General features: G+C 42.9%; 12 protein-coding genes, 1 other RNA gene and 1 pseudogene. 5 read left to right on the plus strand and 9 right to left on the minus strand.

Annotated features, from left to right (window positions below; genetic code table 11):
- Window positions 1–23: 23 nt before the first annotated feature.
- Complete coding sequence (locus FLAVO9R_RS05320; RefSeq protein WP_013785046.1) at window positions 24–491, minus strand: Lrp/AsnC family transcriptional regulator; 468 nt, start codon at window positions 489–491, stop codon at window positions 24–26.
- Between the two features lie 194 nt (window positions 492–685).
- Between FLAVO9R_RS05320 and FLAVO9R_RS05325 the strand changes: the two genes are divergently transcribed.
- Window positions 686–1,744, plus strand: coding sequence for a Glu/Leu/Phe/Val dehydrogenase dimerization domain-containing protein (locus tag FLAVO9R_RS05325; RefSeq protein ID WP_159529448.1), 1,059 nt, complete (start codon window positions 686–688; stop codon window positions 1,742–1,744).
- A gap of 85 nt (window positions 1,745–1,829) precedes the next feature.
- Window positions 1,830–1,926, plus strand: an RNA gene (gene ffs / locus FLAVO9R_RS05330) — signal recognition particle sRNA small type.
- A 28-nt stretch (window positions 1,927–1,954) separates the two neighbouring features.
- On the opposite strand, the pseudogene FLAVO9R_RS05335 reads toward ffs, so the two are convergent.
- The 5 genes and pseudogenes from FLAVO9R_RS05335 to pbp4b all read right to left on the minus strand — a co-directional run bounded on the left by FLAVO9R_RS05335 (window position 1,955) and on the right by pbp4b (window position 8,846).
- Window positions 1,955–2,242, minus strand: a pseudogene (locus tag FLAVO9R_RS05335) (late competence development ComFB family protein).
- Between the two features lie 293 nt (window positions 2,243–2,535).
- Window positions 2,536–3,843 carry a sugar MFS transporter gene (locus FLAVO9R_RS05340; protein WP_159529452.1) on the minus strand — a complete coding sequence of 436 codons (1,308 nt, stop codon included), beginning with the start codon at window positions 3,841–3,843 and terminating at the stop codon, window positions 2,536–2,538.
- A gap of 26 nt (window positions 3,844–3,869) precedes the next feature.
- A complete protein-coding gene (gene nagA, locus FLAVO9R_RS05345; protein WP_159529454.1) occupies window positions 3,870–5,015 on the minus strand; it encodes an N-acetylglucosamine-6-phosphate deacetylase in 1,146 nt (381 codons plus the stop codon).
- A 7-nt stretch (window positions 5,016–5,022) separates the two neighbouring features.
- Window positions 5,023–6,021, minus strand: coding sequence for a glucosamine-6-phosphate deaminase NagB-II (gene nagB-II / locus FLAVO9R_RS05350; RefSeq protein ID WP_159529456.1), 999 nt, complete (start codon window positions 6,019–6,021; stop codon window positions 5,023–5,025).
- A 344-nt stretch (window positions 6,022–6,365) separates the two neighbouring features.
- Entirely contained in the window at window positions 6,366–8,846 is a 2,481-nt protein-coding gene (gene pbp4b / locus FLAVO9R_RS05355; RefSeq protein WP_159529458.1) for a penicillin binding protein PBP4B, read from the minus strand.
- Window positions 8,847–9,229: 383 nt separating this feature from the next.
- Here pbp4b and FLAVO9R_RS05360 point away from each other — a divergent pair, with 383 nt between their 5' ends.
- The 3 genes from FLAVO9R_RS05360 to FLAVO9R_RS05370 all read left to right on the plus strand — a co-directional run bounded on the left by FLAVO9R_RS05360 (window position 9,230) and on the right by FLAVO9R_RS05370 (window position 15,431).
- Window positions 9,230–12,235 (plus strand): TonB-dependent receptor, encoded by a 3,006-nt coding sequence (locus FLAVO9R_RS05360; RefSeq protein ID WP_159529460.1) that lies wholly within the window; start codon window positions 9,230–9,232, stop codon window positions 12,233–12,235.
- A 212-nt stretch (window positions 12,236–12,447) separates the two neighbouring features.
- On the plus strand, window positions 12,448–14,322 hold the full coding sequence (locus tag FLAVO9R_RS05365; RefSeq protein WP_232370584.1) for a glycoside hydrolase family 3 protein: 1,875 nt from the start codon (window positions 12,448–12,450) through the stop codon (window positions 14,320–14,322).
- A 233-nt stretch (window positions 14,323–14,555) separates the two neighbouring features.
- Complete coding sequence (locus FLAVO9R_RS05370) at window positions 14,556–15,431, plus strand: MurR/RpiR family transcriptional regulator (RefSeq protein WP_159529462.1); 876 nt, start codon at window positions 14,556–14,558, stop codon at window positions 15,429–15,431.
- Window positions 15,432–15,497: 66 nt separating this feature from the next.
- Here FLAVO9R_RS05370 and murQ read toward each other — a convergent pair whose 3' ends face one another.
- The 3 genes from murQ to FLAVO9R_RS05385 are packed head-to-tail and all read right to left on the minus strand — an operon-like array spanning window position 15,498 to window position 18,928.
- Window positions 15,498–16,421 (minus strand): N-acetylmuramic acid 6-phosphate etherase, encoded by a 924-nt coding sequence (murQ, locus tag FLAVO9R_RS05375; RefSeq protein WP_159529464.1) that lies wholly within the window; start codon window positions 16,419–16,421, stop codon window positions 15,498–15,500.
- Between the two features lie 7 nt (window positions 16,422–16,428).
- Window positions 16,429–17,337: a BadF/BadG/BcrA/BcrD ATPase family protein gene (locus tag FLAVO9R_RS05380; RefSeq protein WP_159529466.1), complete on the minus strand. Its 909-nt coding sequence runs from the start codon at window positions 17,335–17,337 to the stop codon at window positions 16,429–16,431.
- Window positions 17,338–17,359: 22 nt separating this feature from the next.
- The gene (locus FLAVO9R_RS05385; protein ID WP_159529468.1) at window positions 17,360–18,928 is read right to left on the minus strand and encodes a sodium:solute symporter; all 1,569 of its coding nucleotides are present in this window, start codon (window positions 18,926–18,928) and stop codon (window positions 17,360–17,362) included.
- Between the last annotated feature and the right edge of the window lie 127 nt (window positions 18,929–19,055).

Genomic DNA, 19,055 nt, shown 5'->3' on the forward strand with positions numbered 1-19,055 from the left:
CAGGGCGTAGGTTTCAATGAAACCTACTGTCGTTTGATGGGTAGCTCAGTGGTGTTCTTCACTTGTTTTAATGCGAAGGTAGAGCTGACATGATCAACCAAAGGAAGGTGAGTAAGCTTCGTTTTCAGTAAAAATTCATATTCTTCAATACTTTCCACAATCACTTTAAGCAAATAGTCTTTCTCACCGCTGGTGGTGTGGCACTCAACAATTTCATCAATACTTTGTACTGCATTTTCAAAATCGGTAAGGGAGTCGCCATCATGATTTTTAAGTGTGACATAAATAAAAACAGACACCCCAAGGTTCAATTTTTTACTGTTTAATAGGGTGACTTTGCCGATGATAATACCGTCGGCTTCCATTCGTTTTACCCGTCGCCAACATGGGGTATGGGAAAGCCCAACCTTTTGACTCAACTCAGCCATAGAGACAGTGGCATCTTGTTGAAGTACTCGTAAAATCTCACGATCGAATTTATCTAATTTCATTGAACGCAGCTTCCGTCGTTTTTATGATGTTTATTATATAGAAAAATAAATTCTAGGATAGATATCCTAGAAAAATAGTATTCATACTTTGTGTATTTCACTTTACGAGGGCCGGTCATCAACTTAGCAAGGCGTGTCCTCTGGTTGTTGGGCTACACTTGGGCAAAATCCATCACATTATTAATAGGGAAAGTATGTCGGTTTTCGATCACATAGAGTTTGATAATCACGAGCATGTCGCTTTTTATCACGATAAAGAAGCAGGCTTAAGTGCCATTATTGCCATACACAACACAAACCTAGGCCCAGCATTGGGTGGTTGTAGAATGTGGCCCTATGTAAGTAGTGCAGAAGCACTTACCGATGTACTCCGCCTTTCTAAGGGAATGACTTACAAAGCCGCGATGGCTAATATCGCATTAGGCGGCGGTAAGTCAGTCATAATTGGTGATCCTCGCAAACAAAAAACGCCGGCAATGATGGAAGCCATGGGGAAATTCGTTGATTCATTGGGCGGCAAATATTTTACCGCAGAAGACTCAGGTATTTCAGTTACCGATTTACAAACCATGGCGACTCAGTCTGATTACATTGCTGGGGTAAACGCGCAATATCATTACGCTGACGAGCAACCTGACGGCAACCCTGCACCATCAACCGCTTACGGCGTGTTTGTAGGCTTAAGAGCCAGTGTAGAACACGGATTGAATCGCAGCTTAGAGGGTGTAAGCGTAGCGATTCAGGGTATGGGGCATGTAGGGTATCGCCTTGCGTCACACCTTCATGCAGCCGGTGCAAAGCTCTATGTTGCTGATATTTTCCCCGAAGGTGTTGAAAAGGCCGTGGCAGAACTGGGTGCTACGGCGGTAGCGCCTGAAGAAATTTTAGGGCTGGACGTTGATGTACTAGCACCTTGTGCATTAGGCGCGGCAATTAATGACCAAACATTACCGATGATTAAAGCTAAGGTCATCGCTGGCGCGGCGAACAATCAACTTGCACGCGAAGAAATTGGCGATATGTTAGTCGAACGAGGTATTTTGTACGCGCCTGATTATGTGATTAACGCAGGTGGCATTATCGATATCTTCCATCAGCGTATGGAAAAGAGCACGAACGCAGCGCTACGCAAGCATATTGAAGACATTGGTACGACGCTAAAAGAGATTTATACCCGTGCTGATGCCCAAAAAGCAGCCACAAATCGTGTGGCAAACATCATTGCAGAAGAGAGATTTTCGTTAAAGGATTGAAAGCTATCGGGCAAGTAGTCTTGATGCGCCCTGCGCTTAAAACTGCTGAACCCTTTTAGTATTTTATTCACGTTCTATGGTGGGCTTTTGGTCCTCCGGCAATGATACACTGTGAACTCGGTCAGGCCCGGAAGGGAGCAGCCGTAGCAGACGACTCATGTGCCGGGATGTGGCTGGGTGCCCGCTACCCAATTTCCTCCCCTGTTTTATTTATTCCTTATTTCCGCTTTCGGATGTTTTTTCTATATCACTTAAGAACTCCAGGGCATTGACGATCGCATAAGTTACATTCACCTCCATTTAATTTCGCTCACTCTGAGGGAAGTAAAATGCCATATCACCTTCGTAACGAATGTAGCGCGGTGGTTCCTGATTTAGCACCAGACAGCATAAGTCAGCTAAGCAATCAGAACTTTTAGTGCTATTTAGCCCTAGCTCTGTTGGCAGCTCCAATATAAGGTGTTCATAATAATTATGAATCTCATCATCAAGCTTCATAGTTATGCCTTCGTGTGAGTTTTTTGCTGGGTTATGAATGGGTATGTATAGATTAAATAACGAAACCTTAAATAATTTATAGTCTGTATTTTGTCGATGTTTAGTATGCGATGTTAGTACTTCTTTAAGAGCGCGAAGACGCACGTATACTTTGAAGATTGTAGTAGGTGTTAAAGTAAGGGTAACTATCAAAGTAGTTAGCACCTTGCTAGGGCCCTGACGAGGCAATTTACAGGTGTGTCAGGAGCCCTGTGAATAGTCACTAAACAGATTACGTATTCGCTTATAGATGCCTAACGCAGTTTGTGACCTTTGACGGCGTAAAATAAAATGAAAAGGTAACAGGGAAGCATGATCCAGTATGCATCTTGTCCTCCGACGTATTCCGTCAATGTGCCGTACAGCAAAGGTAATATGGCGCCACCCGCAATCCCCATGATTAGTAAAGCGGCTCCTCTCGCAGTGAACGAGCCTAATCCATCCAGCGCCAATGGCCATACAGCCGGCCACACTAAGGCATTAGCCAAGCCCAATAGCGCGATTAACGTTACAGTGTTCGGTAAAAGTGGTATACCTAGCCATCCCCACAGAAGTCCAGAGAGATCCGATTGATTGGGATCTGAGTTCACCACGAGAAGTGAAATAACAATGCCTAACAAAGCGGACGCCATTAGGGCGGATTGTTGCTTGATGACTCTGGGAATAAGGACAAGCCCTGATAGGTAGCCCATTACCATAAAAAACATGGTGTACGAGGTTAATGATGTCGCATTCTCAACGCCGAGTTTTGAACCAAACAAGCCAATGGTATCTCCTGCGATCACCTCTACGCCCACATACATAAACAGCGTCAGCACGCCTAAAGTAAGTTGTGGGAATTGGAAAATAGAGGTTTTCATATCGTCATCTTGAGATGACGTCTTTTCCAATTCAAGTTCAGGTAATGAGGAACGCTTGATGCAATAGGCAAGCACTAATAGCACCATCGCTAACCCGAAGTAAGGCTTGATCAGCGCATTCGAAAGGTGGCTTATTTGCTCCACTTGCTGGTCGGCAGGTAATGCCATGATAGATTGCGTTGCTATCCCTTGAAAGTTGCCCAATACGAGAGCAGTAAACACCAAGGGTGCGATAACACCAGCTAGCTTGTTGAGCAACCCCATTATTGAAATACGCACTGCAGCGGTTTCTTTAGGGCCTATTTTGACGATGTAAGGATTAGATGCGGTTTGCAGAATGGTTAACCCCGTGCCTATAACGAACTGGGCAAATAAAAAAATAGTAAATAGCTGGCTATGCGCTGCGGGTATAAAAAGAAGAAAGCCGATAGATATCATCACTAGGCCTAAAGCCATAGCTTGCTTGTATCCTGTGCGCTCCATTACCCAAGCCATAGGTAATGCCATTACTACATAGGCAATATAAAAAGAGAAGGCGACTAGCAAAGCTTGGGTTTCGGTGAGTTGGCCGACTATCTGTAGAAAAGGAATAAGTGCGCCATTCAACCATGTAATAAAACCAAATATAAAGAACAAGCCTCCAATAATACCCATAGGGATGAGACGTGAACGGAAAAGTTCTTTTGTTGTGAGTGGACGCATAGCGCTGCCTTTTGGGTTTATCGTGACTATTTATCGGAATGTGCGGTATGTTTTACTTGGCCTTTAATCCAAGCAGAGACAACGTGAAGCGAGCTATCTAGTAACACCATATTTGCCTGATACCCCGGCGTTAATTGACCTATTGAGTTAGCCATACCTAGAAAATTAGCCGGTGTTTTTGTCGCCATACAAAGCGCTTCTGCTAATGGGATGTGGAAATCTTGATGGCAGTGTCGTACCGCACTGGCCATGTCTAATGCTGACCCTGCAATATTGCCATTTGGTAGGGTTAACTTAGTGCCATGGCGTATGATTTCAGTGTCGAAAAAGGATAGAGTCTCTAGTGATGAGCCCACGTGAGCCATGGCGTCAGTCACGAGCATTATTTTGTTAAACCCTTTAGCTTTTATCGCTAATTGGCAACTCAAAGGATGCACATGATGTTTGTCAGCAATAAGACCGCAATAGCTATGTTGATCAAGCATGGCTGCGCCCACCATGCCAGGTGCCCTGCTGGTTAAAGGTGACATGGCATTAAATAAATGAGTAAAACCAGTGGCGCCAGCTTCCAGCGCTTGCAATACCGTTTCGGCGTCAGCATTAGAGTGTCCTAGACAAACAATGACGCCTCGCTGAACCAATTCACGAATTATATCACTGGGTACATTTTCAGGAGCCAGCGTGACAACCACTTTCCCTAAATCTTGGCGACAAAACAGCGTTAATTCTGCATCACTGATAAGACGTATATGCTCTGCAGGGTGGATCCCTTTTTTAGGCTTACTTAAATGTGGCCCTTCAAAATGCAACCCGATAACACTAGAGTCGTCACAGGCAATGGTTTCACTGATAGCTCGCGCTGCGTTAGTCATGACGTTAACGTCATCAGTGATTAATGTAGGTAACATTGAGGTCGTGCCGAATGTAGTATGGGCGGCACTCAACAAAGATAATGCTTCAGACGTCGGTGTATTATTAAATAATACGCCTCCGCCCCCATTGACCTGAACGTCAACAAAACCAGGGGTTAATACCCCCCGCAACGAGGTAATATTGCCACCGGGGTGTGTTTGGCTAACCGTTTTGATCACACCATCTTCAATAGTGATATAGGCGTTATCTAGAAATTGCTGCCCGGTAAATACAGACGTAGCTTGATAGGTTTTTAACACAATTGGGTTACACCGTTTTTGTGATCTTTTTAAGGCCGACAGGGTTGTCAGGAGCTAAGCCCATCTCTTTTGCAATGTATTCTATATCGATATAAAAACGCTGTAATATAGACAAAGGAGCAATACGAGGATGCATATTAAAGCCAGCTTGAGAAAGATGAATTAACGTGGCGCCGCGCTTTCCTACCTCAGCGATTTGTTGTTTATGAGAAGAGATTGACTCATCCTGCACACTAACGTCAATAATAGATAACGCTTTCTCAACTAGCGTAACAGGGCCATGTAGAAATTCGGCACTGCTAAATGCTTCTGCATGAATACCACATACTTCTTTTAACTTCAGTGCTATTTCTCTTGATACAGCATAACCAAGTCCTCTTCCCAGGACTACGCAATGACGTAAAGCATGCAAATATTCGAAGTTTAACTGAGAAGAGCAATCAATCGCTTGATGCAAGTGTTTGGGCAACTCATCTAAAGCATTTAGCAGACAGGCGCTCTGTTTCCAATGGCCCACTAGCTGCAATAATGCGCTGAGTGTCGCCAAGTAGCTTTTCGTTGCGGCTACGGCTTTCTCTTCACCTGCATGTAAGGGTAATACAAAGTTGGCCATATTCGCCAACGGAGAGTGTTGGTCGTTAACCAAAGCTATACAAAGCGCCCCTGAATTTTTGGCGGCTTGGGCTTGGGCTAAAATATCAGGGCTGCGTCCCGATTGTGATATAACAATGACCAGCGCCCGTTCTAGAGACAGTTGTGTATTGTAAATACTACTGACTGAGGGGGCTGCCGCAGCGACAGGTATGCCTAACTCTATTTCAATCAGGTATTTTGCGAATACGCCGGCGTGATCCGATGAACCCCTGCCAATGACATAAACCAAAGAGGGTGAAAATTGACGTATTTTTTCACTTAACAACTCGCAACTATCACGATTAGCAACCAGTTGCTTGGCAATCACATCGGGTGAAGAAAGCGCTTCTTGCGCCATAATACTAGTACTCATGAAAGTCTCCAAGTAACAATCTAATTATCGTGTAATCAATAGTTTGAACCGAAATTGTTAAGCTTAATTAGGCAGTCAGGTTAAGCTAGTCACTCCTAAGTTTTCGTCAACGTGCTTATGTCTTCGTGTTTCCCAAAAGCTGTTAAGTAATTATACTGCACCATACAGTGAGTGGAATAAAGTATTATCTCAATTATTTATTTTTAAAATAATATATTTAATTGTTGGCACGGTGAGTTTGATACTACAGGGAATGATGGCGGGCAAGTTCATACCGCAAAGGTACTTCTGCCCACCGGCAGACAAATGAATAAATTAAAAGGATGGGGCTTGAAATAATCTAACTACTCATTTTCAAGCAAGGCTTCGTACACTAAACTGACCACACTACCGTACTTGCCAGTTTCAAATTCACTACTGGCAAATGTTTCCCCATCTGCTTGCACTTCGCTATGGCGTTTATTGGTTAACAGTATAATGGCTAAATCATACAGAGGGTCAATTACCGTTACTGTTCCTGTCCAGCCGGTATGACCGTAAGCATATTGACTCGCATAGGGGCCGAAATGCCATTTGTTCTGCGTTCGATCGGCACGTCGCCAGCCCAAGCCAAAACTATTGTTATTTTCTTCTGGTTTCACAAATTGAGTGAGAACACTTTGTTCAAACACTTTTGTATCACCGTAACCGCCGCCATTTAATAGGGTTTGTGCCAATATTGCTAACTCATCCACGTCAGAAAAAAGTCCTGCATGTCCGGCGATTCCATCAAAGGAATAGAAGGCTTTTCCGTCATGTACTTCTCCTTGTAAAACATGGGTACGTACATTGTCGAAAGTCACCGCTCCGCCGCGGGTATTGCCTCGTATTTCAGTGGCGGCAAATTGAGACGGCGTAAACCCTTTGCGTAATGGGTTAAATAGCGTGCGACTAAGATTCAAGGGGTGATATATTTCCTGTTCTACATATTGGTCTAACGGCATGTTGGTGAGGCGCTCAATCAACATGCCAAGCAACATGTAGTCAGTGTCGCTATATACTGTCTTTACATTACGACCAACATCAAATGGGACACGGGTCATGATGAGTTGCTCAGTGCGCTTTTTATCTTGTGAAAAAAAGGATGGGCCAAGACTATTATTTCTATCAAAAAAGCGCACGTGAGGCGCGTAACCAGCTGTGTGAGTTAGTAAATCCCTTACTAATCTTGTTTCGCGACCTTGCCCTTGATATTCCGGCAAATATTCACTGATAGGATGAGTGACGTCGACCCTACCTTCTGAGACTAACTTCATGAGTGCAAAATTAGTGGCAAACATTTTTGTATTGGAGGCTAAATCAAATATATGATGGGTGGTCATTTTGACCGGGGTACTTAATGGTTGTCCTCCATCTGCGTATTTACGGGCATAGCCGTAGGCTGACCGTTTAATTATTTTCCCATCTTTAATTACCAATAAGGCAGCGCCAGGAAAGCCTGCATTAACATCGTTGTTAATTAAGGCGTCAACTTTTGCAAAGGTAGATTGGTACTTCTGTATAGAATCTTTGAGTGTTGGATAGGGAATTTTTATTCGCAGCGAACTACCTTCTGGCATCACATTTTCAACCCGAAGGGTGTTTTGTCCCGTCCTAGTTCTTCGGGCTAAACTGTACGAATATTTTTGTCTTGCTTGCAGCGAGTTTTTGATATTGAGTTTTTGTCCATTCACATAGATGTCAGCACTTTTTGCATCGACATTATCGATGATAATATGCCCTTCGCCTTTGTATGCTTTAAACGTGTAACGATTGTTAACCCATTGACGTGAGCTGGGTGTTAGTGTAGGAAATATTGCATTAACTTTATGTTGCTCCAAGGGGGCGGGGGCAACAGCAGGGCGCTGTTCTGCCTCATGCCTTTTTATTAGAGCATCAATTTTTGAAGGGAAGTATTTTTCTATAAGAGCAAACAGTGCCGCTGCCGTTTTACTATCAATTTTTCCATTTACAGACCAAGGCAGAAAGTGCATTTGAAAAGCTGATACGTTATCGAATGTAGCGTTATCGGTGATACCCGTCTCAACAACCCCGTAGCCATAAGTTTGCAATGCATGTTGCATCAAGCCCACACTGATAGGTTGAGTATTGAACCGTTCCCAGTATTTTTTTAATGTGTCGTTATCATACCAAGCACCTATGCCCGCCTGATAAAGTTGGTACCAAGGGAATCGTGGACCTGGATCGTTTTTACGGGTAGGTGCGATGTCTGAATGTCCTACAACCTCAGTTGGGGAAATGTCTGGATTGCGTTGTAAAATATTTTTAGATAATGCAATCAGCAACTCGATCTGCTCAGAGTCATAATCAGGAAATACACATAAGCGCTGAGGGCTGTTTTCTCGTTGTTGCGTAATAGCGCTAGACGTATCTCTCATACAATGAGGCACATTCACGATTTCTATTCCAATGCTCTGATCGTTAAGTTGCTCTCGGCCTTGCCAATGACTTTTTCCTGCATGCCATGCTCTATCTGACTCATCTAATAATTGTATGACACTAAGGTCTTGGTTGGTGTAACTAGGATCATGACGTTCTGGAATAAGATAGTGAGCACTTAACCCCCCATCTTCTACTAATGCTTCAATTGATTTTTCATAATCGATGGCGGTGTAATGCATGACGAGAAAATTAATACGTTGGTTGTAATTTTCTGATTGGATGAAGGAAATCGGAAGATTTGTGCAACTGACTAAAAGCAAAGATACGACACTAAGCCAAAATGTTTTGCGCACGAAGCTCCGGTTAAATGAACGAGAGCGTCGAAATATAGAGCCCAAAAGCATGATTATTGTCTCATTTAGAATAAATAATTATGATTAATATATCAAAGTGGAATAATTATCCCACCTATTTTTTCCGCCTAATATAATTATTGTTACAAATAAAAGTACCTACTTAAAAGAGGCAAGATATTGATTTAAAGTAAATATGTAGAGCATATAGTGAATAGGGCATTTATGATTGATTATGATGCAATAAGCTATAATTTATTTTTTCATTTTATTATTTTTGGAAAAAATTATTCTTGACCTGCTTGGTTAATGTTTGTTAAATGCTCTAACGTTCAGTTATCAACCATTAGAGTAGGTAAGTGAAATAAACAACAAGTGGTATGAAAATAAAAGAGTCAAATAAAAATTATAGTTGAAAACAACAGGTGGAACACATGGCTACACATAATAATCGTTTTATAAAGCGGCGCCTCTCTCAGGCTGTCCGTAAAGCATGGGGCGCACAAGCAGCTTCTATTTCTGCAGTTATGTTAACCGGCGCACTTATCAGTTCACCTGCGATGGCACAACAGGCGGGCAGTATAAAAGGAAGTGTCGTTTCAGAAGTATCAGGTATATCTGTTGCGGATGTGAAGGTGGTAGCATCGAGCGATGTCATGCCAAAACCAAGAACGGTCCAAACCAAGGCAGATGGTAGTTATGTGCTACCTGCATTAAAACCAGGTTCCTACGTATTAACGTTCACTTCATCAGATGGTGTAGTGCGTCAGACAACGGTTAATGTGTTGCTTGACCAAACCGCCAGAGTGGATGTTGAGTTTGACGCTAGTGCGCCAGACAATACAGAAGTGATTGAAATTATAGGTGCCCGTATTAGTCGTGCCGGGGACTCTTCGATTAATTCATCGCTAGGTAAAGATGTGTTGGCTAATGTACCTTCAGGTCAGGACTATCGTTCGTTGTTGGCTATTATCCCAGGTGTTCAGTATTCTGAAAATAGCACATTGGGGCCGTCAGCGGGTGGCTCAGGTCGAGATAATAAATATGGCTTTGACGGTGTTGACGTGTCATTACCTATGTACGGCAACCTCGCCTCAGAACCTTCTACTCAAGACGTAGCTTACGTGTCAATTGACCGTGGCGGCTCTAAAGCGATTGGCTTTAACCGCGCGGGTGGTATCTCGGTAAATACGCTGTCTAAATCGGGTACCAACGATTTTCATGCAAGTATTGAATATCGTATAGAACCAGCGAGTTTAGCGTCAGATAAGAAAACAACAGAAAGCTCAACTGAAACCTTTGAAGAAGACAAAACGTGGTTCAGTGCGAATATGAGTGGCGCGTTAATTGAAGACACATTGTTCTTTTATGGATCGTACTTTGGACCCGAAGTAACGTACGACAATAAAGAAAATGCGTATGGTGCAGTTAAACAATATAACAGTGAGCGTGATGAGTACTTCGGTAAATTGACGTGGGCTCCCACCTACGATTTACTTTTTAACTTAAGTTATCGTACTTCCGATAAAAAGACACAAGGTGAATCTGTTAATTCGTTTGGTGCCGATTCAACGTCGGAAGGTAGTGATGTTTCGCAAGATATATTCACTTTTGATGGCTCTTATGTATTAAGCGATAGCACAGTGTTGTCGTTCCAATATAGTGACTTTAGCAATAAAAACTCTGGGCGCCCAGACACCACTTTTGCTGATGTTAATCCATCTATTGGTGGCTCGCTGGACATTAACAATCTAGCTCAGCAAGGTAACTTTTTCGTTCCTTTAGTTAAGACCGATGAGGGCTATGATAACGTCACTGCACAGGCGCTAATTGATACGTATGGTTACGATAGTGGTGGCACTATGGTCGGCGGCGGAAATATAGGTGGCGGGTCATATTTCAACAACCAAGATTTTTATCGTAAGAGCTTCGAACTAAAACTTGACCATGAAATGGAAGTGGGTGATACGTTACATAACATTCACTTAGGATTTCAATGGAAAGAAAATGAAGAAGTACTAACGCGCACATCTAATGGATGGGGAACGATTAACTATATTGGTGGTTTAAACCCTGATACGCCGTTTGAAACGGATACTCCCATTTATTATAGTGCATCGGTTTATTCAAATAGCCTATCAGAGGGTGAATTAAATCCGCTGACTTCTTCTTCTGAGAACATTAATATTGAAGTGAATGACACCATTGAACACGGTGATTTTACTTACAATATTGGTTTCATGTTCAGTAATGATGTGTTGTATGGTCAAGGCCTTAAAGAAAACTCAAGCAATGTATCTGGTTACGAATTGGCTCCAGGTCATAAGTACAAAATGTATGAGTTGGACTTCCTCGATATGATCCAACCACGTTTGGGCATCACTTGGGCTTACAATGAAGACGACACTATATTCGCCAACTTTGCTAGCTATAACCCTGATACCACGTCGTTGGCTCGTGCGGCATCATGGGATCGTAACAACCAATCAACTCAGATTGTTTATTTTGATAGCGAAGGTGAATTTATTGGCAACACCACGGCTAATGGTTCGTCAGGTAAATTCTTCCAGGATGATTTGAAAGCACGTCGTACCGATGAAATTACTATTGGGATGACTAAGTACGTGTCGAACGAGTTTTTTGTACGTACTCACGTTCGTCAACGCAAAGCGTTTCATGCATGGGAAGATGTACCTAATGGAGCCCGTTTATACGGAGAATATGGCCCATTTGGTGGCGTGCCAGAGCATTTGGCTGCAAAAGGCTTATATATTGAAGATTTAGATGCATACCGTGCAGAAGTCGGTGGTTCTTCATATGTTATTGCTGAAATGGATGGCTCTGAAAATACGTATTACGAGTGGAGTATTGAAGGTGATTACACCGGAGATAACTACTATATTAACATGTCTTATGTATGGAGCCACTATTTCGGAAATTACGACCAAGACATCACCAGCACAGGGTCAGATGGCAACTTGTTTGTCGGTTCATCTAACCTAGGTGATGGCATGGGCCGTATGTTATGGGATGGAAAATATGGCACGCTTAACGGTGATAGACCTCATGTCTTAAAAGCGCTTGGTTACTATACTACCAGTTGGAACGCTGATGTTGGCTTTAACTTCGTGTTTCAATCTGGCGATGTTTGGGAAGCGTGGGACGGCGGGGCATACGGTTATTCAAGCGATACCATTCGTTATGCTGAACCTGCTGGTAGCCGCCGAGAGTCAAGTCATTGGCAACTAGATTTAAACTACGCGCAAAGCTTCGATGTAAGCGAGGAAGTAGTGCTTAAGTTTAGAGCTGAAGTATATAACGTGTTCAATAAGCAAACCGGGTATGATTATGATCCAATTCTTTCCAGCACCACGTTTGGTGAGGCGAGAAACTTAATTAATCCGCGCCGTGTTCAATTGTCAGTTAACCTTGCTTTTTAATAAGACTGTTAAAGGCATACACGTATAGCGTGATAACGAAAAACCCCGCATCCCACGGGGTTTTTTTACGACTGATGTTTGGAAAAAAAGTCTTTTGGAATATATAATTCTTAAGGTTAGTTTATTTTAAGATAAATTATCATTACTGCGAAAACCTTGCTATATTGCCGGTTCATTGCCAGTCAACAGAACATGATGTAGGAATAAATACAGTGAGACCGTTAACATTAATAGTGACCAAAATATGTTTAGTATGTAGCTGTGTATTGTCTGTTTCCTGCACCATTACGCAGCCTGTAGATCCTGAACTCAATAAATTAATAGCACAAAAGATAATGCTAGATTTTAGGTATTATTGTGAAGAGCCTAAGCAGTCTGAAGTCTGTACTACAGCGATGACTACGTTGCCACCGGCGCTTGCTGAAACTATCAGTGAAACAGGAATCGGTGGGGTAGTGCTGTTTGCGGACAATCTCGTAAATACAAAGCAAATTTTACAGTTAAATCGTGATTTACAGCGTGCAGCAAAACAAGGTAATCACGCGCCTCTTTTCATTGCTATAGACCAAGAGGGGGGGAGGGTTGTACGCATACCTCGATCATTGGCTACGTCTTTCGACGGTAATATGGCGATTGGTGCAAGCTATGAACAGCACGGTGTAAAATTTGCGACAAAAACCGGTGAAATCCTGGCAAAGGAACTTATGTCTCTCGGTTTCAACGTCAATTTCGCCCCAACAGTAGATGTTAACGTCAACCCAAACAACCCAGTTATAAATGTGCGAGCCTTTAGTGAAAATCCACATGACGTTGCGGCCTTGGGCACGGCACAAATGGCTGCAATGCAACGTGAAGGTATGATAGCTACACTGAAACATTTTCCAGGCCATGGTGATACTAACGTAGACAGTCACACTGGCTTGCCACGGGTAGAGCATGCTCTTAACGAGATAGAAGCTACTGATTTATACCCTTTTCAATATGCTATCAATAATGATGCGCCAGCGATGATCATGACGGCGCATATACAATACCCTCAGTTAGACAATACCCAATTTACGGCGAAGAACGGCGAAAAGGTGATTTTACCCGCGACCATGTCACGGAAGATCCTTACCGGATTACTACGCAAAAAAATGGGTTTTCAACAGGTGGTTGTAACCGATGCACTGAATATGTCGGGGATAGCACACTATTTTGACGAAACTGAGGCTGTCATCCAGACCTTTGCTGCTGGGGCTGATATTGCATTGATGCCCCTAGCGATAAGAAACTCTGCTGATATCACTAAACTAACAACGTTAATTGAGAGTATCGCACAAGCCGTGCATGAAGGCCGTTTAGATCGGAACGAGATAGTACAATCAACTCAGCGGATTTATGCGTTAAAAGCAGCGTACAAGATACATCAAACCAATAGCCTATCGCTTGATGAGGCCATCTCTTTGGCTGAAAAAACGCTAGGGATAGCCGCGCATCGTGAAGTCGAACAAGCATTAGCCGACAGCGCGATTGTCGACATTAAAAATGTCGGTGTATTACCTATGACCGACCAAGTGAAAAGGGTGTATATGATTATGCCTGATACCAGCAAGTGTATGGCTTTAACACTAGCGTTAAAGCGTAGGCTACCTGATACACAAATACACTGCGATGGTTTAGCCACAGAAACTGATCGCGATAATAGTGCACTAATCAAAAAGGCCGATATGGTTATAGTTGCTGATATTTTACCCGATCAAGGATTAGTTGAAATGGGCGGTATGGATGATATTAGTCAATGGTTACAGCGACCTTCGAAAGCACAGCAACTTGCGTTGCAAATCGAGGTGTTAAAAATGGCTAAAGCATCTAGCAAAGCAACGGTTTTCATCAGTTTGCGAACGCCCTACAACGTTCCTCAATTCGCCCCTTACTCCGATGCAGTGTTAGCCTCATTTTCATATAACGCCAGCAAAGCGACTTACTTTGATGGTTATGGGCGGCTTATTACTGAATATGAAGGCCCAATATTCAATGCGTTGGCTGATGTACTCACTGGAAATAAACCGGCTACCGGGACCCTCCCTGTCACTATTGAATACTAAGGAAGTCAGTGCGTTCCCCCTTAAGGAAGTAAGTTACAATAATAATTTATTTCTCAACTTGCTTCCTTTTATTATTCAAAAACAATAGCCTCGTAAAATTCTCTTTCTTTTTTATCCCGCATATTTAAAGGGGAATCATGAAACCGCGATAATTATTACGTTTTAGTTTGCAAGCGTTGAGCCAATGAGTTAAAACTATTCCCGATTTTGTAATAAAATATTTATGAGGTTTCATGTCTACATTCACGAAAATAAAGGCGATTAAAAGCTCATTTTCTATCAGTGAACTTAAGCTGGCAAAGTTTGCGCTTGATTCGCCTAATGCTATTCGCGAATTGTCGTCACAAGAACTCGCTAATGTCACAGGTGTTAGTCAATCAAGCGTAGTAAAATTTTCCCAAAAACTGGGATACAAAGGCTACCCGGCATTCAAACTTGGTATTATCGATGCCTTAAACAGTGCGACAACCAGTGAAAATTTGCACGGGAAAATCACCATTAGTGATAATTTCGTACAGATGTCGCAGAAGCTTTTGAGTAGCAAAGTGTCGGTGTTGAATGAAACGCTAGCACTTAACGAAGAACGCGTTTTTTTTGAGGCTGAGCAAGCTTTGATGGCCGCTAGACGTATAGTGATATGCGGTGTTGGAGGATCGTCATTGGTCGGTAAAGATTTCGCGTATAAGTTGCAAAAACTAGGCATGATGGCTATTCAGGAGCCAGACTCTCACGCGCAGTTGGCGTTGATAGCTACGCTAAACAGTAGTGATGTGGTTTTTGCCATTAGTGAGTCAGGCAGTACGAAAGAAATCGTCAACATTGTGCATCAGGCTAAAATGAACAAGTGTAAGGTTATATCGACAACTCGGTTTGGCAACACTCCTATATCTGATATGGCAGATATTAAATTACATTCTATTGCTGATGAAGAAGCACGACTTTCTTCTATATTATCCAGAACGTCTCAGGAGTTTATCATCGATATCTTATTTATTGCCATCACCCAGACTTCTCGGGCCGGCCGCCAAATTCTCGAAAAAACAAATGCCTCGGTCAATAAATACAAAGATTTGCCCGAATCGGTATCACCAAAGCTCAGTGACAGCTAGCGTTACGGGCTGGTGCTGAGAATATCGGACTTTATGGGACGCCGAAGGTTAACTCAGCGGCGTCACTTACTTGCCTTTCATGTCTACAGCGTTACGTAAAAAACCGTTGTTCTGTTGCAAAATCTGTTGCGCTTCAACCGCGCTAAGATCAGCTAGAATCATCAGTATAGCGACCTTGGTCTCAAAGTTTGCTTCATCGAGTGCTTCGACTGCTTGCGCCTCATTACAACCCGTCGCTTGAATAACGATGTTAATAGCTCTCGCATACAGCTTTTTGTTACTGGCTTTTACATCAACCATCAAGTTTTGGTAGGTTTTGCCAATTCTAATCATACTGGCTGTGCTTAACATATTCAGAATAATCTTCTGAGCAGTACCCGATTTCATGCGGGTCGAGCCAGTTAAAATTTCAGGGCCTACAGCGGCGCAAATGTTGACATCTACTTGCTCGCCGATGGGAGAGTCTGGGTTACAACTCACTGACACTGTTTTCGCTTTCATTGCACGTGCGTATCGCAGCCCAGAAAGAACATAGGGCGTTCGCCCACTTGCCGCAATGCCGACCAATATATCCTTAGTTGAGAATCCAATGGCTTGTAAGTCAGCTACCGCGGCCTCTTGGTCGTCTTCAGCTCCTTCCACAGCGCTGCGTATCGCAGTTTCACCGCCTGCAATAATGCCCACAACCATAGTCTCTGGTACGCTAAATGTAGGTACGCATTCCACAGCATCCAGTATACCTAATCGCCCACTAGTTCCAGCTCCAAGATAAATAAGTCTTCCGCCATCATTAAACGCACTTACAATATTATCAACGGCCAGAGTGATATCAGGAATGGCGACTTTGACAGCTTCAGCTACTTTATGATCTTCATCGTTTATTTTGGATAGAATTTCATCTGTACTTAACAAGTCAATATTCATGGTTTCGCTGTTTCGTCTCTCAGACAAAATAGCATTCAGTTCTACTAATAATTCGTTTTGCTTCATACTGCCTTCATTGCGCATAAGAGGTTAATCCATCACCATTCATTCGTTGATAATTTTGCAGGGCGAGCAAACATGCTCCATCTAGAGAATCGCCCTTGGCATCTACCATACTGCCAACAACAGTTTTGGATAGTAAACCTATGGTGGGTTTTGCTAGTCCACCCATTAGTACCAGTGGCAAGTTTGTGTCTGATACTGTCATAGAAATTAGTTTTTCGACATTTTCTGCATGTCTTGCCAATACATTATTAGCAACCTCACAGTGTGTCTTCAGGGCAAAAATAGCCTCTGTCAATGTAGCAAAATCGGTTGGGGTTGATTTGGCTAACCACTGTTGAAGGCTTTGCCTATCTTGACCGAGCTGCTTACTAAGATATTGGCCTAAGGGACAGTGGTGTTGATTATTGGCATCAATTTCATGCATAAGCTGTTTAACCGCCATTAGCCCCAGCTGTGCCCCGCCACCTTCATCACCATGAACAAACCCCCATCCTCCTACCAATACCTCAGTATTGTCATCAAGTAATCGCATTCCCACAGAGCCTGTGCCTAATGCCACAACGGCAATCGGTTTACCCATGTTCGCGCCGTACAATGACGTTTTCGCATCTGTCACGACTTCAACATGACAAAAGTGAAGGGGCAGGGTTGCCTCCAATGTATTTTTGACCTTTTCATTACACGCTCCGGCTAGTCCTAACACGGCATAGACGTTTTCCGGCGCACAATGAGCTTGAGCAAATAAGGTGTTGCAGATCTTCGCTATATTTTCAACGGCAAGCGCAAAATTATTGGTCAGTGAAGTTGCACCGCACTTCGCGCTCCATTCTTGTCCGCTGTCTACTTGGATCAATCTGGCAATTGTTTTTGTACCGCCGCCGTCCAGTCCTAATAGATACTTTGCCGTGTTACTCATTTCTTGCAGTCCTTGAAAAGCATTATTCAATGTCTTCTTTGGCTACGGCGTTAGTGCTCGCGCAAATCAAAAAGGTGATAGCTGTGCCTATACATAGCTGCCAACTGAAGCCAAGGTTAACCACATACTCAGCAGGCAAAAGACTTTCCTGCACATAGGGTTGAAACAACAATGTGATAAAGAAACCACTCACTAAGGCCACTAGCACAGACCCTGGTGTTCCACGCTGAGTGAAGAGCGCCGTAAAGTAAACCCCAAGCAAGCCACAGTATGAAAAAACCATTACACTTAATGCAAATTGCAGTAAGGGGATATCCGAATGTTGTTGCCAAAAGTAGCAGAGACTTGCCATTGCAGCTAGCGCTGTCCCCACTAGCACCATGCCGGCTTGACCTGCTCTAACGAAATGTCGTTCTGAATGTTGCCTACCTTTACGTATTTGCCAAGGGCGATAAATATCCTGAACAATAACGGAAGACATGGAGTTTAGACCGGAATTTAAAGTGGAAAGCGCAGCAGCGATAATACCTATCGTTATAAGGGCTCTCACCCCGCTAGGTAATTCATTCAACACATAATACATGAAAATGGTAACGGGTTCACCGTTAAAGCTTGGTACCACTTCGTTTTGCTGTCCTCCCATCATAATATCTGGGCGCTGATAATAGATAAATAATAGCAACCCTATACTGATAAATATCAACATGACGGGAATAGTGAGCAGTACAGAGTAAATAATGGCTTTACTGCCATCGCGGGCATTTTTACACGTAAGGACGCGCTGAGTCATATCTTGATCCAAACCAAACGCCGCGATATTTAGCAATACCAGTCCCGTGAGTAGTGACCAAAAGTTAAATACACCCGCGGAAGTAAAATCAAGGTCAAACTTGAGTAAGGCGAGCTTCGATGTCATGCCGTCACCGGGAGAGTTCAGCACACTTAGGATGGTTGAAAAGTCGGCGGGAATAGCGGTATATAAACAGTAGATAGCCGCTAACGCTGCAGTAATATAAACAATGGATTGAATTACATCACTGTAAATGACGGTTTTAATACCGCCATAAACGGTATAGATTAACCCTGTAATCACTAAAAGTATTATCGCGAGAATCACGTGAAGGGCTGCGATATCACCAAATAAGATCATGGATACAGCAATAGATGCCATGTATAAGCGCGCTCCGCTAGCGAATACTCGGCCAAACAAATACATTAAGCCTGCATGTTGTTTAGATTTGTGACCGAACCGTTTATCAAGTAGCTCATAAACAGTGAATACATTTTGCTGGTAGAAGCGAGGAATAAGAAAATAGGAGACAAAAAGTGCGGCGATAAGGGCACCTATATTGGTAGCCAAATAAGATAAATCGCCTCGATAACCTTGATCAGGCCCTCCCAGAAACGTTGCTGCAGATTGCGAGGTGGCTAAAACTGAAATAGCAACAGCCCATACTGGCATAGCATGGCCGCCAAGAAAGTACTCTTGGCTGCTGTTTGACCTTCGATTAAATAACCACCCAGATCCTACAATTAATATGCTGTAAGCAGCAAAAACGAACCAATCTAAGCCACTATATTGTTCTAGCATATGTTGAAATGTTCCGATTAATTAGCGATATTTTCATAGAATATATTATTCCTTAAATAGTGTATATAAAGAAAAAATGATTATTTTAGTTCTTTGCTATCAACATTGACTGTTAGATGGCGAAAGT

Source organism: Alteromonas sp. 38 (assembly GCF_902506055.1).
In the GTDB taxonomy this organism is placed as follows: Bacteria; Pseudomonadota; Gammaproteobacteria; order Enterobacterales; family Alteromonadaceae; genus Alteromonas; species Alteromonas lipotrueae.